Below are 21042 nucleotides of genomic sequence, written 5' to 3' on the forward strand. Positions count from 1 at the left end.
CTCGTCGGCGCGACGGGGTGTGCGCGCACGAACGCCACCGGAGGTCGTCGAGACGCCCGCACGAACGCTCCGTCATCGTGCGCGAGAGGAGTCGTTCGGAGGACAGTTCCGCGGCCGGCCTACTCGGGGTACAGCTCCGTTTCGGCCTCGATGGCGTCGATGCGAGCGACGTCCGCCTCGTCGAGGACGACGTCGCCCGCATGGAGGTTCGACTGGAGATGCTCGGCGGATGACGCCTTCGGAACGACGGCGAGCCCCTTCGCACGGAGCCACGCGATGCTCGCGACCGCCGGAGAGACGTCGTGTCGCTCGGCGACGGCGACGACGGGGTCGAGGTCGAATACCCGGCCCCCCGCCAGCGGCGAGTACGCGACGACCGTGTAACCGTGTTCGCGGGCGTCTCGTACCAGCGCCGGCCGACGGAACAGCGGGTGGTACTCCGTCTGGTGAGCGGTGAGAGGGGCGTCGAGGTGTGCGCGCGCATCCCGCAACTGGTCGAGCGTGAAGTTGCTCACGCCGACGTGCCGGACGAGACCGTCGTCGACGCACGCGTCGAACAGCGGGAAGGTCGTGGGGGGATCGTACGAACCGCGGGGTCGGTGGAGGTAGAGCAGGTCGATGGTGTCGACGCCGAGTCGCTCGCGGGAGGCCTCGACGGAGTCGCGGAAGCGGTCGGGGTCGAGGTTGTCGACCCACACCTTCGTCGCCACCAGCACCTCGTCGCGGTCGACCAGCCCACGGTCGAGCGCCCGGTGCAACCCTGCCCCGACGACGGCCTCGTTTCCGTAGATCTGTGCCGTGTCGAGGTGGCGGTAGCCGAGTTCGAGCGCCGTCGTGACGACGTCGCTCCCCGCGTCGCCGTCGAGACCCATCGTCCCGAGGCCGATCGGCGGGACGACCGGGCCGCTGGTGTCCGCCCCGTCGTCGGGATCGCTCATCGTGCGGCCTCCGACTCGCGAACCGGGACGCGGTCGAACGCCAGGAGGTCGTCGAGTCGCTCGACCTCGTACGTCGGCGGCGTGTCGAGCGCGTGACCGTGGCGGTGTGGGCGGCGGACGAAGGCGGTGTCACAGCCCGCCCGGTCACCCGCGACGACGTCGACCCAGGTGTCGCCGACGAACAGCGCGTCCTCGGCGGCGACGTCGAGCGTCGCCAGCGCGCGGTCGACGTAGTGCGTTGACGGCTTCTTGCGCGAGAGGCTCTCGGGCGTCGGCTCCCGCCCGAGTACCGTCTCGAACCACGACCCGATGGCGAAGTGGTCGACGAGGAACGACAGCGTGGCCTGCTGGTTCGAGCTCACGACGCCCCGGGGGGCGTCGATGGCCTCGACGGCGGCGACGTCGTCGTACAGGCGCTTCTCCCCGCGGTGGACGGCGTCGATCTGTGCCCGAGAGGACGTCTCGTCGCGGACGCGCCAGAACGCCTCGGGCGAGAGATCGTACCGCTCGCACACCGCGGCGAGGTCGTCCGGCGAGACGCCGACCGTCACCCGGTCGACGTCCGCGGGCGCGGGGTCGACGTCGAACGCGGCGAACGCCTCGGCGGCCGCCTCCCGGAGGACGGCGCGGTCGACGAGCGTCGTCAGGACGCCGTCGTTGTCGAAGAGCACTGCGTCGTAGGCGTCTGTGGTCACGTCACAGCAGGCGTGCCGACGGCTAATGAGCGTGCCGGGCGACGGGTGAGGATCGCTCCGGGCGAGGGTCGTCAGCGACGCGGAACGGCCGGAACAATCAACATCCGGACATCGCTAGGTCCGATCGATGTCCGAGATACCGGACGCTGGACACCTGGCGGCCACGGCTTTCGATCAGGTCTGGCGGCACGGCGACGTCGAGACAGTCGAGGAGTCGTACGCCGACGACTACGCGGTCCACTTCATGGGCGAGGAGAACCGGCTCGTGGGACCCGACGCGCTGGGCGGCTACGTCGATCACCTCCACGACGCGTTCCCCGACCTCGCGATGACGGTCGAGGACCGGCTGGTCGATGGCGATCGCGTGACGACGCGCTGGTCCGCGACGGGAACCCACGAGGGCGAGCACATGGGTCTCCCCCCGACGAGCGCCGAGGTCGACCTCTCGGGCGTCGTCATCGACCGCGTGGACGAGAGCGAGGGCGAGATCGCCGAGTCGTGGATCTACCTCGCCCTCCCGGCGGCGCTCCGTCAGCACGGGATCGAGCCACACGGCGCCGGGCGGAGCGAGTGAGTCGGGGACGAGCCACGACATCGTCGACCGGGCGACAGGCCACGACGCCTTTCACTGCCCAGTGCCAACGATCGCGCATGACTTCCCTGTGTGTCGTGGGTGCGGGTGCGGCCGGAGCGGGTGCCGCGTACGCGCTCCGGAACACCGACGTCGAGGCGACGGTGCTCGAGAAGTCCCGCGGCGTCTGTGGTCGCGCGGCGACCCGCCGGAGACACGGCTGTCGGTACGACCACGGCGCAAACTACGTCAAGGACCCCGACGAGCGCACGACCCGACTGATCCGCGAACTCGGCGACGACGGGCTGGTCGACGTCGAGGAGCCGGTCTGGACGTTCGACCGACGCGGACGGATCACGGAGGGTGACGACCGCGACGACCACAAGTTCACCTGGACGGAGGGGCTGACGCAACTGGCCAAGCGGCTGTTCGCCCGGACCGACGCCGACGTCCGGACCGCGACGCGCGTCGCGGCACTCGACCGCGAGGGCGACCGCTGGTCGGTCACCGACACCGACGGCGACGGCCACGGCCCGTTCGACGCGCTCCTCCTGACGCCGCCGGCGCCGCAAACTGCCGCACTGCTCACCGACACGCGGTGGGACGACGCGCGGCTCCCCCGGCTGCGCGAGGCGGTCGGATCGGTGCCGTACCGGACGATCCGGTCGTACCTCCTGCACTACCCGTTCGAGATCGACCGCCCGTGGTACGCGCTCGTCAACGTCGACAGGGAGCACGACGTCGGCTGGCTCTCCCGCGAGGAGTGCAAGCCGAGCCACGTCCCCGACGGGGAGTCGCTACTCGTGGTGCAGATGTCGCCCGCGTGGTCGACCGCCCACTACGACGACCCGCTCGACGAGTCGGTCGGGACGGTCGCCGAGACGGTGGCGACGCTGCTCGACGACCCCTCGTTCGCCGAACCCGACTGGTACGACGACCAGGGCTGGCGCTACGCCCTGCCCGACGACGGCGTCTCCGACGTGGTCCACGAGGCCGAGGACGCGGGGCTGTTCTTCGCGGGCGACTGGGTCGCCGGCGAGGGCCGGGTCCACGCGGCGCTCTGGAACGGGATCGAACAGGGCGAACGCGTGGGCGAACACCTCGCGACATCGGTGTTCTGAGAGGGATTCGCGGATGTCCCCGTACTTCCGAGCGTGAACAATCCAAATAGTCGAGATCGGTGCGGCCGACTCGGAGGGTGCATTCAGCAGAGCGATGCTAACCAGGATTCGCCCATAGAGTTCGGGAAGTCCAACAACACGGCTATCGGTGAACGAGACGGTGGAGAGCCCCCAAGAGAGGTATTCGGACAGAAGCTCCCGGAAGCGTGGACTCTCCCTCTCGCCGCAGGACTCTGGCCAGTCTCGTAGGGGCAAGTACACTATCGGGTGCTCAGCACTACCCTCTGACCGAGCATCGATGGACCTGGCCGTCTTCAGCCACGTCGATGAGCCACACGAGGTGTGGCTACGTCTGTTTCGTGCCGATAAACAAGCGAGAGCCGAGGCAAGCGTCTACGAGCAGACGTTCTCGATAGAACCGGAAGGTAGAGGTCCAGCGCGAGGGAATCGTTCCCGCCCGGCAGTACGAAATCCGGTTCACGGTACTCACGTCTTCCGACGGCAAAACGACGCAGCAAGACCACGTTCACTACTACCCGGTCCGTGGCAAGGATGACCCCTCCGTGGCGTTTGATCTCGATCCAGGTGGTGTGATGTGGATGCGCCGACAGAGCACGTGTTTTCACGACTGGTCTCTACTGAGTGTCTTCAGAGACGGTCGAACTCCGAGAAGCGGCCCGGCTACAGTCGCGCCCTGTACGCAGCACGACCGCAACGAACTACCCGGTTGCTGTCGGTAGCGGCGTGACCGATACAGAGGGTAGGTTCAGCACCGAGATCGCCGACGACACCCTCAGTGAGGTATCTCGCTACGGGTAGCGAGTTGTCGTAAATTGTAAAAATACCTGCAGAGTTGGTGGCGTTGTGCGTGAATCCACGATCGGGGCGGTGCTGGTGCTCGGCGCGGCCGCGGGGTTTGGAACGATCGGAATCTTCGGAAAGCTCGCAGTAGCGATCGACCTCGACCTGGCGACGTTGCTCCCCGTCCGGTTCACGATCGCGACGCTCGTAGTGGTTGCCCTCGCCATCAACCGTAGCTGGGCGTTTCCCCGATCGGAGCGTGACTGGCTGACGACGCTCGCGCTCGGTGTGACCTACACGGCCATGACGCTGTTCTTCTTCGTCTCCCTGCGATTTCTCACGGCTGGCATCGCCACGATCGTCCTATACACGTACCCGACGTTCGTCGTCGCGCTGTCAGCTACCTTCCTCGGCGAGACCGTGACGGTACGGAAGCTGATCGCGCTTGGATTGGCGACGGGCGGCATCGCGCTCGTGGTCGGGGTAGGGATGACCGATATCGATCCACTCGGAGTCGGCCTCGCGCTCGGTTCGGCGGCTTGCTACGCCGTGTATACGACCGGGAGTCGGATGTTGTCACCGTCGATCTCACCACGGCCGCTCATGATCGGGATCCTCGTCGGAACGACAGTCAGTATGCTCGTCTATGGAGTTCTCGACGGCGGTCTCGCGCTTCCGACCGGACGTGACGAATGGTGGATCGTGCTCGGTCTCGCTCTCGTCTCGACGGTGATACCCCATCTGCTGTTCTACGAGGGAGTATCCCGACTGCAAGCGAGCAGGGTCGGCGTCGTGAGCACTGCCGAACCGGTGGTCACGGTCGTGCTCGGTGTGATACTGCTCGGAGAGACGGTCACGCTCTCCGTCCTCGCGGGTGGCCTGCTCGTGCTATGCGGCGTGCTCGTTGTCCAGTCCGGGGAAACGGACCCCGGATCCCTTCCAGAGGCCCCGGCGTTCACCGACTCCGACGACTGAGGCGCTCGTCGCAGGAGAATCACTCCCCTGATGTTGCGGGATGGCTCTCGAAGAGACCGGCAGACGATGCAAACTGTTGATTCAGGTTACGCGCCCTGTATTCAGCGAGCGTCTCTGCCAGCTACTCGATCTCTGTCAGTAGCGGCGTGACCGATACAGAGGCTGTATGCAGCAGAACTACCGTTGTGAATGGTCACAATAGTGGTATTTTTATCTGCTTTGGCATGCTGATATTAAGCTCCCACAATTGAAGGATGGCGGTTTGACTGGTCGAAGCCTGTTCAATCCGTCCTATTCCCAAGAAATCCCGCAAGGGGTAACTGGGGGCATGAGTGGACTCGACGGGAGGTCAGCGCTCGGCTCTGGGTCGTTGTAGGCCTTCGGAGCGACGTCGTTCGGTGCGTTTGGATAGAACAGCGATGCAATCGCATGGATGTGCTCACGGCCGACATCTAACTCGAACTGGCCACCGCCGAACATCTGTATATCGTGTTCGCGGCAGTAATCAATCGTGTCGAAGAGTGACTGAACCGACCCAAATCGTGACGGCTTGATGTTGAGCCATTCCGGTTCCCATGGGAGAGTCTCGACCGTCTCAACTCCTCGAATTGGGTAGTCCCATGTTACGCGTGCCTCTGCTCCATTGAACAGTGATCGCGTCTCCTCGTTCAATTCCGGGTCTTCGATAAGTGCGCTGGGAAACCCTTCAAGAACCCGTTCGTACAATTCCGGGTCAGCTGGTTGGTCGACCGTCGTCCCGTGGTACTGGCCTTTGAGATCGAGCGTCTGGACTGCATCAGTCGCTGCAAGCCGTTCGATAACCTCAGCGGTCCACTCGGAGGTCGGATCAAGTTTGAACTCCAACTCGGGATCTCGCTCAAGCCAATCGATGATTCGATCCCCAGTTGGTGGCTCCTCCAAACGCGTGCTCACGACGAACCGGACGGGCTCGTACGTACGCCCTAGTTGCTCGGCGAGGTTCGTATCGGCCTGTTTGAGTGCAAGATCCAACGCAGCGCTCTCGAATGCCCACTGCCGATAATTGTGGAAAATTGACTGTCCCGGTTCGTCACCGAAGAAGAAATCAATCTCAGATAGTTGGTTCGAGAACTCGCCGAGAGTGTATTCGCCCGTGATGGGAAATTCCGCTTCGGCGTCGTGAAGTGTGTCGTGTGCCTCGTTGTCGTACGTGACGTCCTCGCCACGTCCAGTACTCCCATTGCCGTGTAACGAGACGAGAGTCGTTGCTCGGGTGAAACCACTAGACGTGTCTCGCTCGAGTTGTTCGAGACTATATTCCTCAATCTGGAGTTCGAGATTAGCGACGTGGTCGTACAGCATTGTCTGTTTCTTACGAGAGAGGCAAGTAAAGGTAGTGCAGACACCGGTCGAACTAGGTAACAGCCGTGTCACTGCGTGTACGATTCTCTGGAGCTAGTCAATCACGGGACCTTGATGTAGCGATACCCCTCGTCTTGTAGTCTGGTCAGCACACCGACTGACGTCGGGGCTGTCTCAGCTGCGTCATGAATATCGTCGATTGTTAATCCTGCTGCCTGCATCGACTTTTCGCACGCGATGAACTGAACGTCGCCTTTGGACAGTTCAGCGATATCCTCGGCGTACGTGGAGTCCGCTCGAACGAGGTCGATACCAGAGGCGTTTGCCACGACTGCAACGGCATCGATCTCCACGGAGTCGTCGTCGAAGATTCCTCCGGCATACCGAATCGTTGCGTCCTGAATGTCGTCGTCTCCATCTGCGAGGTGAAAGACGGTCTTCATACTGCGTTCATCAGTGGGGTGTCGGTAAGTGTTTTCGACGCCGCACAATTGGAAGGTGGGGGCTAGGATATCAGAGCCGCCGATGTGGAGTGAGGATAGGTCGGTCGTAGCGCAGTTAGTTGAAGAAAGGGGCTGGATTTCCGCCGACACACTGATTTTCTGTCTCTTGCTAACGGATGTATGCCCATCGAAGACGCCGACGGACTCCGTCGGATTCTTGGATACAATCGCGTCGCCGTAGTCGGGGCGTCGACATCCTACGAAAAATCAGCACACATCGTGCCAGCGTATCTTCAGCGCCACGGATATGAACTTCGTCCGGTCAACCCAACCGCCGACGAGATATTCGGCATCCAAGCGTACGACTCCTTGGCCGACGTTATCCAACCCATTGACATTGTCGAGATTTTTCGGCCGAGCGATGAGGTTCCTGGAATCGTCGAACAGGCGCTCGATCGAGACGACGTGAAGGCAATCTGGATGCAACCCGGAATCCGAAACGATGATGCGGTTCAAAAAGCGGAAGCGAACGGAATTGAAGTCGTCCAAGACCGGTGTATGAAGGTCGAACACGGACAACTGATTCGTCATCCTATGGACTGAGTCGTGGAGTGACTGACTTGCGCCCTGTATACAGCAGCACCTTTGCCAGCTACTCAGTCTCTGTCAGTAACGGAGTGACACATACAGAGGGTGTATGTAGCGATGCCAATGACCTGACTTACGAGGCGTTAGGAGGGTCGTGAGATCATAGATGTATGTTGGCAACTATCGATACCACGCGTACAGTACACTGGCCACCAGCAACACACCGACGATGACTAGTATTCCACCTAACTGCATTGATTCACCAACAATCATCACACCGATTACCGTTGACGCAACTCCTGCTACCACAAACAAGAACCCCCACACGAAATCGGGGATGAATTCCAGTACGATATCGAATAGTCCCTCAAATATCTCGCCTATCATGGTCCCCAGGCGAAAACTGTTCAACGAGTCATATAAATCTGGCTTGCCATCATGCGCTGTGAGTCACTGACCGATTCGCGCCTCGTATCTCGCACGGCAACAGTGGCTGGTTTCGGACAACAGGCGGGGAGACATCTGGATTCGTTGACTCCTCCCGGTGACTGTCCGTCGCGAGAGCGTCGACTACTCCTCGCCGTGAATGGTCTCGCCGCGGTGGAGCCGTGACGCGATGGTGAACGTCTGCTCGCGCTCGCGGCGCGTGGGGGCGTGTGCCGCTAGGTATCGCGCGACGGCGACCAGACAGACGCGGCGTTCGTCCCCCTCGCGGCGGTCGGCCTGCGCGAAGCCGGCTTCGAGCGCCTGGAACGTGTGAAAGCCCGCGTCCTCTCTGACCAGCGCTGCTCCCAGTCGCTGCTTCAGCGTCGCCACGTCGCCGCCGGCGTCGAGCGCGTGGGCGGCGAGTCGTCCGGCCTCGTCGACGCCACCCTCGCGGTCCATCGTGTCGTCCAGCGCGTCGAGGAGAGCGTCGACGTCCGCGTTCTCGTCCCCCCGGTCGGGGATCCGTGCCGGGGGACTGTTGAGGAAGCGGTCGAGGTAGACGTTGACCGCACCGTCGAAGACGGCCCGGTAGGCGGCCCGCGAGACGGCTCCGTCGACGTCCGAGACGCGCCGGGCGAGCGCGTGGACGGCGTTCGCGTAGGTGAACGTGTGGTGGACCGTGTTCCAGTCGGAGAACTCGTTCGCGGTCGAGAACTGCGCGACGCGAGTGGCCGCGGCCATCGCCACGCTCCGGGCGAGCTGGCGGGGCGTCGCACCGGCCGCGATCGCGTCTTCGAGGGTCTCGACGACCCGGTCGGGGTCGTCTTCGAGGAGCGTCTCGACGAAGCCGTCCGGCTCGGCCCACGCCGACCCCCTGCCTTCGTCGGCGAGGTGGTCGAGGCGGTCGAACGTCTCGTCGAGCCGTGCCGCGAGGTCGACGGGCTGACGCCACGAGGACAGTTCCTCGCTGCGCGTCGCGTCCGTGAGGCTCGTCACGAGCGCGGGGAGGACCTCGTCGGCGTGGTCCCAGCCGACGTGGTCGAGCGCCTCGCAGGCCTTGTTGACGAAGTCCATCGTGTGGCCGCCGTCGAGGTAGCGGTGGTCGGTCGCGGCGACGAGGAGGAGGCCGGCGACCTCCTCGGGGACGTAACCGGCGGCGATGGCCGTGCGCAGACACCGCTCGGCCCCGTCGGCGTCGCGCACCTCGACGGTGTCGCGGAGCCAGTCGGCGAGGCGGTCGCGGGAGACGTCGCGGTCGTCGAACGGGTCCTGGTCGAACCGGGGGGGTTCGCCCGCGCAGTCGTCGGCAACCTCGACGAGCCCCTGGTACAGCGCCCGCTTGCGGTCCTCGACCACGAGGTCGGGGAGGACGTTCGCCATCGCCGTGAGGATCGTGAGGCCGGGGCCCCAGCCGTCGGCGCGGTAGCGTACCCCGAACCGGACGCCGGCTTCGAGAGGCGACGTGGGAGCGACGTCGGCGTCGAGGAGGCCGATCACCGACTTGGCGACGACGAGCCGGAGGCTCCGTTCGAGACCGTCGTCGAGGCGTTCGGCCCACCGTTCCGCGGGCGGGCGATCGTTGCTCGGGTTCGGGTCGACGTAGACGACCCCGTCGACAACCTCGGTGGGGTACGACGGGACGTCGTCGGCCCACGGATCGAACGTGTCGCCACAGGAGAGCGCGAAGCGCGCGTGGTGCCAGTGACAGGTGAGGACGCCGTCGTCGACGGTGCCGCGGGCGAGCGGGAACCCCATGTGCGGACAGCGGTTGTCGACGGCGCGCACCTCGTCCTCGTGGTGGACGACGAGGATGGCGCGGCCGTCGACGCGGACGACGCGGCGGCCCTCGTCGCGGAGTTCGTCGAGCGGGCCGACCTCGTGGGCGTGCGGGGGAGGACTCGTACTCATCACCCCCGGTAACACGCCCCACGGTCAAAGTTCTCACGGGAGACGAAGTAACAGCCGACACGCTCAGACAGGAGGCTTATGCCGGTCGGGACCAACTCTCATACGTGTCACTGACCGTCCGCATCGATCCGCACGTCCACAGCGAGGCCTCGTACGACGGGCACGACCCCGTCGACCTCATCCTCGAGCACGCGGCGGACATCGGTCTCGACGCGGTCGTCATCACCGACCACGACGTGATCCACGCGTCGCTCGACGCTGCCGCCATGGCCGAGGAGTACGGCCTCGTCGGGATCCCGGGGGTCGAGGTGTCGACGAAACACGGCCACCTGCTCGCGCTGGGCATCGAGGAGCTTCCCCCCCGTCGACGACCACTCGACGAGACCGTCGAGTGGGTTCGTTCTCGTGGTGGGGTCGCGATCGTCCCCCACCCGTTCCAGCGCTCCCGACACGGCGTCCGCAAGCGACACTTCACCGACGCCGACGCGGTCGAGGTGTACAACTCCTGGCTGTTCACGGGGTACAAGAACCGCCGCGCGCGGCGGTTCGCCGACAAACAGGGCTATCCCCGCGTGGCCGGCAGCGACGCGCACCACGTCGGCTTCGTCGGGCGTGCGTACACCGAGATCAAACTCGACGGCCTCACCCGCGAGGAGCTCACGGCCGACCACGTCCTCGACGCGATCAGGAACGGGTCGACGAGCGTCGAGGGACGACGGACGCCGGTGCGGGTCAGCACCAAACATTACACGATCGCCGCCGGCCGCAAGAGCGGCTACTACGCCAAGCGGGGTGCGCTCGCCAGCGGCCGGACCGCCGCCCGCGGCGCGGTCACTACCGCCAGACTCCTCTATCGTCTGTCGCCGCTGTCCGGGTGACCGTCGCGACCGAACCGTCCTCCACCCCGTCTACCGGAGACACTGCACTCCGAATGTTTACATCGGAAGCCGCGGCCACACGCCGCGTGACGTGAGGATCACACGGCGTGGGCAGCGGAGCGCGGCACGACGCGTCGTGGCGGCATCCATGCCGACAGTTCGCCAGTCGGGTCCGAGGAGCGCGAGTGCGAGCCGAGCCGTCTCGGCCCGTGAGTCGTCGGCAGATGACGAGCGTCGTGAACTGCGACGGCCCGGTGTCGCGAGGCACGGGGCACGACTCTCGGCTCCCGTCGACTACCGGAATCTGACGCCGAGATCGTGCATCCCGTCGTTGTGCTGGGCGACGTTGATGAGGAGTGGGGTCAGCGCCTCGATCTCCGGCGCGTTGGCGACGCCGCCGGCGTCGAGCGCCCGGAGGCCGCGGATCTCCTCGGCGAGCCGCGTCACGATGTCGTTCGCGTCGGGGTTGTCACCGATGACGAGCGTGTCGATGCCGAGGTCGGCGTCGAGGTCCGCGAGCCGACCGGCCGGGAGGTTGTGGAACGCGCCGACGACGTGGACGCCGTCGGGCGCGGCGTCGGCGGCGAGCTGTGTGACCGAGCCGGCGCCGGGGCGGTGGTAGTGGAAGCCGTCGTCGTCGCGCTTGATGCCCGTCGCCGGCGAGACGAGGATGTCGCCCTCCGAGAGCGACTCCGCGACCGCCGAGACGGTGTCGCCGACGTGGTACGGTGGGACCGCGAGGACGACGACGCGGGCGCGGTCGGCGGCCATCTCGTTGGCGAAGCCCTTCATACTCGATTCGACGCCGCGGCTGTCCAGTTCGGTCAGATACTCTTCGACTTTCCCGCGGGCGCGGTCAGGGTCGCGCGAGCCGACCAGGATCTCGTGATCGGTGTCGTACGCCCACCGGAGTGCGAGACCCTGACCGATGTCGCCGGTTCCACCGAGCAGTGCGATGCGCATGCATGGTGGGAGGACGGACGGGAGGTAAGCGTTGCGTGACGGTCGCGGCTGGTCGAGCCGTGTCTCACTCTCGGCTCCGTGCGTCCGACTCGTCCCCGTCGGCGCCACGACCCAGCAGTCGCCGGAGCTGGAAGGACGCGAAGCCGTCGCGGTAGACCAGCCAGTACGCGACGAGCGGCGCAGCGACGAGGGTGACGCCCAGCGCGTACGTTTGTGCCGTCGTACCAAGAGCGAACAGCCCGGTCGCGAGCGACACGCCCAGGAGGTCGAGGGCGAGCATCGTGACGACGTACGTCGGGAAGCGGCCCATAGTGGTTCCCGTGGGGAGCAGCAAGCAAAGCTCCGTCGGCGTCGGTGCTGGCGTCGCCTCCGGTGTCGGGAACGAGGGCCGTGTCGGGAGCGAGAGCCGCGTCGACGCGAACCTCCGATGGTGAAGGGCCGCCGTCGGCCACCCGATCAGACGTCGCCGAAAAGCGCCGGGAGGTCGTCGACCGTCTCGACCACCGCATCGGCCCCTGCGGCGACGAACTTCCCGCGACCGTCGCTTCCGCGGAGGCCGCCGGTGAGGACGCCGATGCCGTAGTACGTGCGGTCGGGATCCGTCTCGTCGGCCCGGACCGCGGTGCGCACGTCGTCGAGCGTGTCACCGACGAACGCGACGCGGGTCGCGTCGAACCGTTCGGCGAGCGTCACGAGCGCCCGCGGATGGGGCTTCCCCTCGTCCCAGTCGTCCATCGTGAACCGGTGGTCGTCGGGCACCGCGAACCCGACGCGGTCGAGGGCGATGTCGGCCTCCGCCGCCGGTCGCCCGGTCAGGACGCCGAGGTCGTACGCCGCCGCGAGCGTCTCCAGGGTGCGCCCGGCCACGAGGATCGGTTCGTCGTGGATGTAGCCCGGCGCGTCGAACGGAGGATCGCCCCCTTCGAGGTCGCGGTACAGGTCCGAGCCGAGGTACAGCGTCTGGAAGACGTCTCTGAGTCGGTCGGTGTCCCACGCGGTGCGGACCCGGTCGTGTGCGTCGCCGTCCAGCGCCTGCTCGACGACCGACTCGGCGGCAGCGAGGCCGCCACCGGCGTCGGCGATGGCGTCGGTGAACGTTTCGACGTCGCCCTCGTATCCCGCTCGCTGGGCGAGGACGAGCAGGGCGGCCGCGTACGTGACGTCCCAGTCGTTGTTGAACCCACTGGCGTCTTTGAACGCCTGGATCGCGTCGGTCGGGACGGGTTCGTCGTACACGCGTTCGACGGACTCGCCGATCGCTCGCCGGTAGGAGTCGGCGACGTCGACGAGGACTCCGTCGATGTCGAGAACGACCGCGTCGACTTGCATGCGTGTCGCTGGGGCGCGCGAGTGATTTAGTGGGTTCGGATTCGTCCCGTCTCGTCCGCGTCGCTGACGGACGTCTGACGGGCGTCGCACGCAGAGTTATACAGCCGGAACGGGTGAATTCGAGACGATGTCAGTCCACGCACGAACACTCGTCGTCTCGGGTGCCCGACGGGTCGTCTCCCCCGCGGGAGTCGCACTGTTCGCCACGTCCGCACTCGGACTCGCGGCGTTCAACGCGGCGCTGAACACCGTCCTCACGGCAGCCGCCGGGACACCGCTCCCGGCCGGTGGACAGATCGCCGAGTACGGTGTCGTCCTGCCGGTCAGCCCCGCAGTGGCCACCCTCCTCGCCGGAGTCACCCTCCTCGTCGGCGCGTTCGCCGTCGTCGTCGGTAGTCGTCGCCTCCTCGGTCGCTCCCAGTCCAGATGGACGGACCCCGTCGAGTGTCTCACCCACCGTGTCGTCCCCGCAACCATCGCCGTGCTCGTCGGCAGCGTCGTCGTCGTCGCCGCCGTCGCGTTCGGGACCGTCCTCCTCGTGATCCCGGGCGTCGTCGTCGCCGGACACCTGCTGCTCGTCCCGAGCGTCCTCGCGGCGGAGGACGTCGGACTCCTCACGGCGCTCCAGACGAGCTGGCAGCGCGCCGCCGCAGCCCGGGTCGAACTGGTGACCGCGGCGCTCGCGCTCGTAGCCCCCGCGACGCTCGTGGTGGCCGGTGCGAGCCTCTCGTATCTCCTCCCCACGGGCGTCGAGTTCGTCCTCGGCGTCGTCAGCGGCGCGGCCCTGCTCGTCCTGTGGCTCGGCGTCGCGACGGAGGCGTACCAGCGACTCGGCACCGGATCGAAGCGCACGACTGCCGGCAGCCGGAGTCGCCGTGCGAGCCGGGCACTCTGAGCGTTATTGACAGATAAGAATTATGAGTCAGACACGCGTCATACGCGTCTGATAGCCCTAAGAAACGGTTATACGACCCGTTACATTTAACATCTGATAGCTTGTGCATCCGGTATGCAACGACGCCAGGTACTCGTGGCGCTCGCTGCCCTCCTCCCCGCCGGGTGTCTGGGTGCGAAGCGACCCGAGGCCGCAGCAGCAGTCCGAACCGAAGGTGGATCACCCCGACGGACGCCGACACCGACACCCGAGCCGACGCCGACCCCCGAACCGACCGAGACGCCCGAACCGACCGAGACGCCAGAGCCGGGCCCGTCAGAAGAAGCGATCGACGCGGGCGCAGAGGCGATCTCCCGCGTCCAGTCCGCGTTCGTCGAGAGCGTCGAAGCGTACACCGGTGACGACGACGGGACGCTGACCGAGGTCTCCGTCACGAGTCGGAAGTTCGACGTCCGGACGGTGCTGCTCTCGATCGACACCATCCAGCGTGAACTGATGGCTGCCGAGACGGCGGCGGTGACCGACGACCAGCAGGCGACGGTCACCGACCTCCGGACCGCCGAGCAGTTCCTCACGCAGTCGGCGCTGGTCCAGTCGTACGCCGTCGAGACCGTCGACCGCCTCGACGCGGTCCGGGCGGCCTTCGCGGACGACATCGATGCGGTCGAGGACGCCGAGTCGCGGTTCGAGACGACACTGAAGCGGGCCAGTGACGGCATCACTACGCTCAAGAACGACGTCGACGCCGACGCGGTGCCCGCCGCCGAACCGTTCGACGACGACACGTACGACGAGACCGTCTCGCGGTTCGACGCCGTACGCGCCGTCTTCAGGGACGCCGATTCGGGCCTCAACCGCATGATGCAGGGACTCGACGACCTCGAAGACGCCCACGAGGACGAGGAGGACGGCGACGACGACGACGCCGAGGAGAAGGCCGAGAGCGCGCGCGACTACTTCGACGAGGCGTACGACTTCTTCGACGACGCCGCCGACGCCGCCGACGACGTCGGCAGCGAGGAGCTGGAGTCGGTCATGGACGCACTCAGAGAGCGTGCCGACGACCGATACGTCGAGGCGGACGACCTCTACGAGGACGTCTCGTAGTCGGCACGAGAGCAGGCGAAGTCGCCGACGTCGAGACAGTGCGCGCTGACCGACTGTCTTCGATTTCAACACTGATATTCACGGGGGCAGGTTCAAATACGAGCCGTGGCTCGCACGAGCCATGGACACGCTCACGCTCCGCGACCGGCTCGTGTTCGTCCTTCTGGCGGCAGGAACGGTCGCGCTGTCGATGGCGTCCACGACGGCACTGACGCCGTGAGCACCGACGGTCCCTGCGGCACGGATCCGGACGCGGCGCGGCGTCACGGCTCACGGCCGTTCTCACCGGGACAGCCGCGCCTCTCCACGACTCGTACCGGTCGCCAGTGAAGACGTTTCGGCGGTGAGACGGCGAGTCGAGCGATCGGCTCTTGTTCGTCGACCCGACAGTCGACCGAACCGGCGCGACGGTGTGTCCGAGGACTCGGAGTCGCGTCGTCGCCCGGTCAGGCGCGGTCGTCGGCGGGTGGCAGTCCCTCGTCGTCGACGACGTTCCCCTCGTCGTCGACGGTGACGACGCCGCGGTTGTTGACGGCGTAGGGGTCGAGACCGATCTCCTCCATGAACTGTTTGTAGAGGCGTTCTGCGGTCTCGGCGTCCTTCTGCCGGTCGGAGGCCCGGTCGCAGAGTTCGACCAAGTCCTCGGGGACGTCGTTCTCGTGGACGATCCAGTGGTTGATCAGGTCGGAGAGCCGTCGGATGGGGGAGGTGAAGTGGCCGTAGATGTCGAAGTTCAGCGCGTGGTGGCCGCCGAAGGGGTCGTTCATGTACTTCGCCCGGGGCATCACCCGGAGCACGGCGCGCTGGATCTTGTTGAGCGCCCGGCCGGGTGCCTCCTCGAGCGCCGCGTTGACCGCCTTCCGGGGATCGTCGAACGAGGCACCGGGGATGGAGACACCGTCGAGTTCCATGATCTCCGTGAGGGCTTTGTCCCACTGATCGGGGGTCGGCTGGGGGTGGACACGGTACATCGCTTCGACGCCGCGACCCCACATGAGTTCGTGCGTGACGGCTTTGTTCGCCTTCAGCATGCACTCCTCGATGATGGTGTGGGCGCGGTCGCGGCTCGGGTTCAGTACTAAGGAGCCGTCCTCCTTGCGCTGTTCGTGCATCTGGTCGGCGAGTTCGAAGGCCAGAACGTTCTCCGCGTGTAACGGAGCGTCCTCGTCGTCGAGCCGCTTCTCGCACTGCGAGTAGGTCAGCCGTTCGTTCGAGTTGATCACGGACTTGTAGATGTCGACCGACTCGAAGGAGAGCGTCTCGCGACTGATGTGCATCTCGACGGTGTGTGCAAGTCGGTCCTCGTTCGGGACGAGCGAGCAGACTGTCTCCGCGAGGATCGGCGGGAGCATGTGGACGGTGTACGCGGGGAGGTAGACGGTGTTCCCCCGCTTGACGGCCTCGGCCCACATCTCCGAGCCGGGGTGGACGTAGTGGGTGACGTCGGCGATGTGGACCCAGAGGGTGTACTCCTCGTCGCCCTTCTCGATGGAGATGGCGTCGTCGAAGTCCTGTGCGTCCGCCGGGTCGGTCGTCCACGTGGTCAGGTCGCGGAGGTCCTGCCGTTCGTCGACTTCGGCCTGGATCTCCGCCTGGACGCCTTCGGTCCGCTCCTCGGCCTCGCGGAGGACGGCGTGAGGGAACTGATCCCGCAGCTCGAACTCCTCGAAGAGCTCCTCCCGCTTGTTCTTGAGGTGGCGGGCGACCTCGGCGTCGATCTCCACCGGGCCCTGTCCTTCGGCGGTCCCGGCGTACGCCTGATCTTCGTTCGACATGCAGTGAGGTAACAGGGAGAGGTAGTTAGTCGTGTCGGGGGAGGACGGAAGGGGAGGGAGCGAACACGACCGATCCCGCGAGGAGAGCCAACGGACCAGCCACCGGGTCGGTGTCGTCCCGGCGACGACCAGCGGGAGAAAGACCACGGACCGATCGCGTTACCGATCGCGTTCCTCGGCCGACCCGTACCGCTTCTCGACGGCGGCGAAGTACCGATCGAGGAACTCGTCCCGGGCGAGTCCGTCCTGTTCGATCCCCAGGAGGAGCGACTCGAGGTCCTCGCGGGGCTGGTGACAGAGCTCCCGGTAACACTCCTTGCAGAGGTGTTCGAACTCCTTGCCGTGCCGGTCCCAGCGGTTGCCCTCCTTGTCGTACTCGCGGGCATCGGCACGGAGGACCGACTCCCCGCAGGCGATGCAGACGACCGTCTTTCGGTCCCGGTTCGTCCGGGAACGCCACATGAGGGGTACCACGAACGGGGGTTACTTAGCGTTTGTCAGCCGTGTCTGACGCGGAGCACACGCGCACGAGTCGAGCAGGGTCGCGAACTCGGAGCCAGAGTTCGGGCGTCCGGACCCAGGCGAGTCGACGTCCGTCCCGGAGTCGCCGGAGCGTCCGTCCTCGGCGGCACGACACACCGTATCGGTCGATTTATCGGCGCGGGGAGTCCACCACCGGTCATGAAAGTCAAGTCTCGCCACCACCTCCGTAGCGACGAGATCCGCCAGCTGCGCGAGACCGTCGAGACGCGGACGGGCGTCGACCTCGCGGGCGACACGTTCGAGAAGGTCGAACTCGCCGAGACGCGGTTCGACGTCGTCCTCGTCGACGGGTCGCCCGCCGTGATGTACGTCGACGGCGACCCGTCGCTCACGGTCACGGGTGCGAACGCGTACCAGCCGACCGAACACGTCGTGACGGTCGACGCCGGTGCCGTCTCGTTCGTCTCCAGCGGGGCGGACGTGATGCGCCCCGGGATCGTCGACGCGGACGAGGACATCGCCGAGGGCGACCTCGTCGCGATCGCGGAGGAGACCCACGGGAAGGTGCTCGCCATCGGCCGAGCCCTGGTTCCGGGGTCGGAGATGCTCGGCGACTCGGGGAAAGTCGTCGAGAGCGTCCACCACGTCGGCGACGACCTGTTCGAGCTGTCGATCTAGGATCGGGAGGCGGTCCGGTTCGGTCTCGCATCCCGTCACGTTCCGGACCAGTGCGGAGTTCCGCTCGGTGAGACGACGCACAGGACCCGGTGTGCACGGAGGCCACAGGTGGTTCGGTCGGGCGATCCAGCGCGCGCTGCTGGCGCCTCCGAGTGCTGCCCCCGGACGAGGCCGTCGCCGGCACAATTAATCGGATCGTCGTCGATTACGGTCGTATGCGTGCGATTCGATATCACGACACAGGAGGACCGAGCGTGCTTACTGTCGACGAGGTCCCCCGTCCGGGACCGGGATGTACCGACGTGCTCGTCGAGGTGAGAGCAGCGGGCGTCAATCCGGTCGACGTGAGCTTCCGTGAGGGGGCGTACCCGACCGATCTGCCGGCGACAGCGGGCCTCGACGTCGCCGGCGTCGTCTCCGCGGTCGGCGAGGACGTCACTGCCGTCGAGGTCGGCGACAGAGTGTGTGCGACGGGCGTCGATGGGGCGTACGCCGAGTACGCGCTCGCGCCAGCTAACAACGTTGCACAGTTGCCCGACGACGTGTCGTTCGTGGAGGGGGCTGCGGTCGGTCTCGCCGGCGTGACTGCCTGGCAGGCGGTCGTCCACTACGGGTCGCCACTGCCGGGAAAGACCGTTCTGTTTCACGGGGGCAGCGGCGGCGTGGGTCATATCGGCGTGCAACTCGCAGCACTGGGCGGAGCGCGGGTCATCGCCACCGCGGGGGCAGCGGATCGACGAGACCGGGTTCGTGACCTGGGCGCGGGCGACGTCTTCGACTACGCCCGTGAGGACCTCGGAACCGCAGTAGCGGACGTCGGAGCTCCCGATCTCGTCGTCGACCACCGGCCGGAGACGTACCTCGAACTCGACCTTGAGGTGGTGGCCGAGGGGGGAACGCTCGTCCTCATCGAGGGCGAGTTCCCCGAGACGAGCACTGCCTTCCTCTCGCGAGTGAAGGAGCTCACGATCCAGGCGGTGAGCGGGTTGAACGCGCCGGATGTCGGATCGACGCTCGGCGATCTCGTGGGATTGATCGCGGACGACCGGCTGACCGTCGAGGTGGAACGCACCTACCCGCTCGAGGACGCCGCCGAGGCGCAACGTGCGGTGGTCGAGGACAGCTACGTCGGCAAGCTGGTCGTAGAGCCGGGCGCGTGAACGACAGCCATCTCGAACGTGCTCACGTCACCTCTCCACCGTCGTGTCGAGGTGTCGAGAGAGGACGAGTGAAACACCTCGGAGACGTGTTCGGGGTGCGGTGACGACCCGACATCGGACCGAACGCATCGTGAACTGTGCGTCTGCCAGCCGTGCGGGTTAGTCGGGGACGCCGATCGTAACGGGGCGGAGAACAGGACAGCAGATAACTCCGAGTCCTCACGGTGAATGGAGGAGTCACGGCCGTGTGACACGGCCATCGACAGACGTCGACCACCAGAGCGGGACGACCGACACGAGAGAACAGGTCGTGTCGTAGACCAACGCAGATCCCAACCACCGCACGGGGAGCCCGGCCGTTTACCGTGGGGAGGACGTCAGCCGTCGGACCTGAGACCGTGGGCGATGGACGCGAACACGATCGCCACGAATACGACGAGGAGCACAGCCACTATCAGAAGTATCGCAGTCTCCCCGAGCGCTCCCGAGACGCTTCCTCTTCCCTCGAATTCCAGGATCTGTGACTTGAAACTGACCAGGTCAGCTCCGAGCATCAGGAGTATAGTCGAGACGACGATCATCTCGGTCACGATCTGGAAAATCATGAATCCGTGACGACTCATCTATTCGTCACCCCCAGGAGGACGCCGATACGCAAATACGAGGAACGCCGTTGCCAGGAGTGAGACGGCCACCGACGGAAGGGAGCCCAAGACGACCGAAATCGCGATCGCAAGTCCTCCGACGACGGCACCGGTACCGACGACTGATTTGTAGATGAACGCATAGATCTCCGCTGCCTCTCCACGAGTCATCTCTTCAGGACCATCCGTCTCGTCAGTGTCCGAAAGTGATGCGACCTGTGCGACGGCCGCTGGCACCAGGCGCTCGGAGTATCCCGCAGCGAACCCGACGGCGATCATCAGCGACGCCAGAGCGCTACTGTCAACCATGGTGGTACCTTCGCTCAAAAATGGTGTTTGGAGCAAAAAATACAGTACCAGTGCGGAGACCGCGCCGATAGCCCCACGCCCGGTGGTGATAGTACGCTGATTGATCTGAGGAGGAATCCGTGTCCGATCCGAGTGCCTGCGGAGCGACCATATCCCGGATACCGATGCTCCCATCACTCCCGTGAGAGCGACATATACCGCGAATCCTACTGCGGTGACGTCTGGAGGGGTCGTCCCGAAAGGCGTCTCGAGATAGGCGGCCATGCTGCCCGCGAATCCGAGAGGAGCGTCACCGAGAGTCGAGTCGAGCAACGATAACACGAACAGTGAGAGACCTGACAGCAGTCCCATGAACAAGAGCTGGTTGAATTGGCGCTGGTACTCGCTACGGACGAGGTATGTGCTCTCGTACTGTTCGTGGAGGATCCGACTCGCCTCGCTGAGCTCCGCTGCGGTAACGTCGTCTCGCAGCGCCTCCGACTCGTCACAGAGGAGGTCGACCACCGCTTGTCGCCGCCAGCCGTCGAGCGCGTCGAGAGCCTCCTCGCGAACGGTGGCAGCGCGGACCTGGAGCGGCGACGATGGTTTTACCCGTTCGTCGGTGATGTCTGATGCCGAATCGGTATCCTGGACTTGCTCTTCGATCCGTTCAAGCCCGTAAATCTCGAGTCGCTTTGCAGCGTGGAGGTGTCGCCAGCTCTCGTTGAAGTTGCCACGTCGTAGGTCACCTACCGCCGTCTGCAGTAACTCTCGTCCCAGAGTCGCCCACGGTTCCCCTTCGGCTTGGCTTCGTTCGACTGTCATCTCGAATTCTCGAATAGAGACAGTGAGTTCGGAGCTGAGTCCCGAATACGCCGCGTCGTTCACGAGGAGCTTCGCAACGAACGACCGCTGAGAGGGTGGCTCCACTGCGGTCGGCAGGTCGACCACCGCCTGGTTGACCCCATCCTCCTCTCGGGATGTGGTTGGTTGGTCGGACGTATCCATGGTACCGTATACCATGATACACTATAC

The 21042-nt window shown here is 65.6% G+C and carries 22 protein-coding genes and 1 pseudogene; 10 read left to right on the top strand and 13 right to left on the bottom strand.

Translation table 11 applies throughout. The annotated features are described in order from the left end of the window. Positions 1-119: 119 nt before the first annotated feature. Complete coding sequence (locus tag FZP69_RS19620; protein WP_152043047.1) at positions 120-938, bottom strand: aldo/keto reductase; 819 nt, start codon at positions 936-938, stop codon at positions 120-122. Continuing rightward, positions 935-1633, bottom strand: coding sequence for an HAD family hydrolase (locus FZP69_RS19625; protein ID WP_152043048.1), 699 nt, complete (start codon positions 1631-1633; stop codon positions 935-937). The genes FZP69_RS19620 and FZP69_RS19625 overlap by 4 nt, the downstream gene beginning before the upstream one ends. A 127-nt stretch (positions 1634-1760) precedes the next feature. On the opposite strand from FZP69_RS19625, the gene FZP69_RS19630 reads away from it, so the two are divergent. From FZP69_RS19630 to FZP69_RS19640, 3 genes are all read left to right on the top strand, one after another. Continuing rightward, positions 1761-2207 carry an ester cyclase gene (locus FZP69_RS19630; RefSeq protein WP_152043049.1) on the top strand — a complete coding sequence of 149 codons (447 nt, stop codon included), beginning with the start codon at positions 1761-1763 and terminating at the stop codon, positions 2205-2207. A gap of 77 nt (positions 2208-2284) precedes the next feature. Beyond that, positions 2285-3325, top strand: coding sequence for an NAD(P)/FAD-dependent oxidoreductase (locus FZP69_RS19635; RefSeq protein WP_152043050.1), 1041 nt, complete (start codon positions 2285-2287; stop codon positions 3323-3325). 864 nt (positions 3326-4189) lie between these two features. Further along, on the top strand, positions 4190-5101 hold the full coding sequence (locus FZP69_RS19640) for a DMT family transporter (protein WP_152043051.1): 912 nt from the start codon (positions 4190-4192) through the stop codon (positions 5099-5101). A 291-nt stretch (positions 5102-5392) separates the two neighbouring features. On the opposite strand, the gene FZP69_RS19645 is transcribed toward FZP69_RS19640, so the two are convergent. Together FZP69_RS19645 and FZP69_RS19650 are read right to left on the bottom strand one after the other, a co-directional pair. After that, positions 5393-6442: a hypothetical protein gene (locus FZP69_RS19645; RefSeq protein WP_152043052.1), complete on the bottom strand. Its 1050-nt coding sequence runs from the start codon at positions 6440-6442 to the stop codon at positions 5393-5395. A 101-nt stretch (positions 6443-6543) separates the two neighbouring features. Beyond that, a complete protein-coding gene (locus tag FZP69_RS19650; protein WP_152043053.1) occupies positions 6544-6885 on the bottom strand; it encodes a DsrE family protein in 342 nt (113 codons plus the stop codon). 180 nt (positions 6886-7065) lie between these two features. Between FZP69_RS19650 and FZP69_RS19655 the strand changes: the two genes are divergently transcribed. Next, positions 7066-7488, top strand: a complete 423-nt coding sequence (locus FZP69_RS19655) for a CoA-binding protein (protein WP_152043054.1) — start codon at positions 7066-7068, stop codon at positions 7486-7488. Positions 7489-7653: 165 nt separating this feature from the next. Here the strand turns inward: FZP69_RS19655 and FZP69_RS19660 are convergent, their stop codons facing one another. Together FZP69_RS19660 and FZP69_RS19665 are read right to left on the bottom strand one after the other, a co-directional pair. Continuing rightward, entirely contained in the window at positions 7654-7860 is a 207-nt protein-coding gene (locus FZP69_RS19660) for a hypothetical protein (RefSeq protein WP_152043055.1), read from the bottom strand. A gap of 183 nt (positions 7861-8043) precedes the next feature. Continuing rightward, entirely contained in the window at positions 8044-9807 is a 1764-nt protein-coding gene (locus FZP69_RS19665; RefSeq protein WP_152043056.1) for a Rieske (2Fe-2S) protein, read from the bottom strand. 104 nt (positions 9808-9911) lie between these two features. On the opposite strand from FZP69_RS19665, the gene FZP69_RS19670 reads away from it, so the two are divergent. After that, on the top strand, positions 9912-10685 hold the full coding sequence (locus FZP69_RS19670) for a CehA/McbA family metallohydrolase (RefSeq protein WP_152043057.1): 774 nt from the start codon (positions 9912-9914) through the stop codon (positions 10683-10685). A 294-nt stretch (positions 10686-10979) separates the two neighbouring features. On the opposite strand, the gene npdG is transcribed toward FZP69_RS19670, so the two are convergent. The 3 genes from npdG to FZP69_RS19685 all read right to left on the bottom strand — a co-directional run bounded on the left by npdG (position 10980) and on the right by FZP69_RS19685 (position 12977). Beyond that, positions 10980-11648, bottom strand: a complete 669-nt coding sequence (gene npdG / locus FZP69_RS19675) for an NADPH-dependent F420 reductase (RefSeq protein WP_152043058.1) — start codon at positions 11646-11648, stop codon at positions 10980-10982. 64 nt (positions 11649-11712) lie between these two features. After that, positions 11713-11958, bottom strand: coding sequence for a DUF7534 family protein (locus tag FZP69_RS19680; protein ID WP_152043059.1), 246 nt, complete (start codon positions 11956-11958; stop codon positions 11713-11715). A gap of 146 nt (positions 11959-12104) precedes the next feature. Beyond that, positions 12105-12977 (bottom strand): TIGR01548 family HAD-type hydrolase, encoded by an 873-nt coding sequence (locus FZP69_RS19685; RefSeq protein ID WP_152043060.1) that lies wholly within the window; start codon positions 12975-12977, stop codon positions 12105-12107. 127 nt (positions 12978-13104) lie between these two features. Between FZP69_RS19685 and FZP69_RS19690 the strand changes: the two genes are divergently transcribed. Beyond that, on the top strand, positions 13105-13872 hold the full coding sequence (locus FZP69_RS19690; protein ID WP_152043061.1) for a hypothetical protein: 768 nt from the start codon (positions 13105-13107) through the stop codon (positions 13870-13872). Positions 13873-13986: 114 nt separating this feature from the next. Continuing rightward, on the top strand, positions 13987-14979 hold the full coding sequence (locus FZP69_RS22765; protein ID WP_192918660.1) for a hypothetical protein: 993 nt from the start codon (positions 13987-13989) through the stop codon (positions 14977-14979). Positions 14980-15425: 446 nt separating this feature from the next. Here FZP69_RS22765 and FZP69_RS19700 read toward each other — a convergent pair whose 3' ends face one another. Together FZP69_RS19700 and FZP69_RS19705 are read right to left on the bottom strand one after the other, a co-directional pair. Next, positions 15426-16754: a ribonuclease catalytic domain-containing protein gene (locus FZP69_RS19700; protein ID WP_152043062.1), complete on the bottom strand. Its 1329-nt coding sequence runs from the start codon at positions 16752-16754 to the stop codon at positions 15426-15428. A 159-nt stretch (positions 16755-16913) separates the two neighbouring features. Further along, positions 16914-17216, bottom strand: coding sequence for a DUF7562 family protein (locus FZP69_RS19705; RefSeq protein WP_152043063.1), 303 nt, complete (start codon positions 17214-17216; stop codon positions 16914-16916). Between the two features lie 219 nt (positions 17217-17435). Here FZP69_RS19705 and FZP69_RS19710 point away from each other — a divergent pair, with 219 nt between their 5' ends. The 3 genes and pseudogenes from FZP69_RS19710 to FZP69_RS23455 form a co-directional block, all read left to right on the top strand. Continuing rightward, positions 17436-17915, top strand: coding sequence for an RNA-binding protein (locus FZP69_RS19710; protein ID WP_152043064.1), 480 nt, complete (start codon positions 17436-17438; stop codon positions 17913-17915). Positions 17916-18169: 254 nt separating this feature from the next. Then, entirely contained in the window at positions 18170-19075 is a 906-nt protein-coding gene (locus tag FZP69_RS19715; protein ID WP_240137722.1) for an NADPH:quinone reductase, read from the top strand. A gap of 39 nt (positions 19076-19114) precedes the next feature. After that, positions 19115-19394, top strand: a pseudogene (locus FZP69_RS23455) (zinc ribbon domain-containing protein); the annotation flags it as partial. A 58-nt stretch (positions 19395-19452) separates the two neighbouring features. On the opposite strand, the gene FZP69_RS19725 reads toward FZP69_RS23455, so the two are convergent. Then, positions 19453-19698, bottom strand: a complete 246-nt coding sequence (locus FZP69_RS19725; protein ID WP_152043066.1) for a hypothetical protein — start codon at positions 19696-19698, stop codon at positions 19453-19455. After that, positions 19699-21015: a hypothetical protein gene (locus FZP69_RS19730; RefSeq protein ID WP_152043067.1), complete on the bottom strand. Its 1317-nt coding sequence runs from the start codon at positions 21013-21015 to the stop codon at positions 19699-19701. Between the last annotated feature and the right edge of the window lie 27 nt (positions 21016-21042).

Source organism: Salinigranum salinum (assembly GCF_009176545.1).
In the GTDB taxonomy this organism is placed as follows: Archaea; Halobacteriota; Halobacteria; order Halobacteriales; family Haloferacaceae; genus Salinigranum; species Salinigranum salinum.

Bases quoted from the DNA above. Each gene is read 5' to 3' on its own strand.
- FZP69_RS19650 (WP_152043053.1), bottom strand. From the start codon at position 6,885: ATGAAGACCGTCTTTCACCTCGCAGATGGAGACGACGACATTCAGGAC.
- FZP69_RS19620 (WP_152043047.1), bottom strand. From the start codon at position 938: ATGAGCGATCCCGACGACGGGGCGGACACCAGCGGCCCGGTCGTCCCG.
- FZP69_RS22765 (WP_192918660.1), top strand. From the start codon at position 13,987: ATGCAACGACGCCAGGTACTCGTGGCGCTCGCTGCCCTCCTCCCCGCC.
- FZP69_RS19710 (WP_152043064.1), top strand. From the start codon at position 17,436: ATGAAAGTCAAGTCTCGCCACCACCTCCGTAGCGACGAGATCCGCCAG.
- FZP69_RS19655 (WP_152043054.1), top strand. From the start codon at position 7,066: ATGCCCATCGAAGACGCCGACGGACTCCGTCGGATTCTTGGATACAAT.
- FZP69_RS19730 (WP_152043067.1), bottom strand. From the start codon at position 21,015: ATGGATACGTCCGACCAACCAACCACATCCCGAGAGGAGGATGGGGTC.
- FZP69_RS19705 (WP_152043063.1), bottom strand. From the start codon at position 17,216: ATGTGGCGTTCCCGGACGAACCGGGACCGAAAGACGGTCGTCTGCATC.
- FZP69_RS19685 (WP_152043060.1), bottom strand. From the start codon at position 12,977: ATGCAAGTCGACGCGGTCGTTCTCGACATCGACGGAGTCCTCGTCGAC.
- FZP69_RS19645 (WP_152043052.1), bottom strand. From the start codon at position 6,442: ATGCTGTACGACCACGTCGCTAATCTCGAACTCCAGATTGAGGAATAT.
- npdG (WP_152043058.1), bottom strand. From the start codon at position 11,648: ATGCGCATCGCACTGCTCGGTGGAACCGGCGACATCGGTCAGGGTCTC.
- FZP69_RS19700 (WP_152043062.1), bottom strand. From the start codon at position 16,754: ATGTCGAACGAAGATCAGGCGTACGCCGGGACCGCCGAAGGACAGGGC.
- FZP69_RS19725 (WP_152043066.1), bottom strand. From the start codon at position 19,698: ATGAGTCGTCACGGATTCATGATTTTCCAGATCGTGACCGAGATGATC.
- FZP69_RS19635 (WP_152043050.1), top strand. From the start codon at position 2,285: ATGACTTCCCTGTGTGTCGTGGGTGCGGGTGCGGCCGGAGCGGGTGCC.
- FZP69_RS19665 (WP_152043056.1), bottom strand. From the start codon at position 9,807: ATGAGTACGAGTCCTCCCCCGCACGCCCACGAGGTCGGCCCGCTCGAC.
- FZP69_RS19630 (WP_152043049.1), top strand. From the start codon at position 1,761: ATGTCCGAGATACCGGACGCTGGACACCTGGCGGCCACGGCTTTCGAT.
- FZP69_RS19680 (WP_152043059.1), bottom strand. From the start codon at position 11,958: ATGGGCCGCTTCCCGACGTACGTCGTCACGATGCTCGCCCTCGACCTC.
- FZP69_RS19690 (WP_152043061.1), top strand. From the start codon at position 13,105: ATGTCAGTCCACGCACGAACACTCGTCGTCTCGGGTGCCCGACGGGTC.
- FZP69_RS19660 (WP_152043055.1), bottom strand. From the start codon at position 7,860: ATGATAGGCGAGATATTTGAGGGACTATTCGATATCGTACTGGAATTC.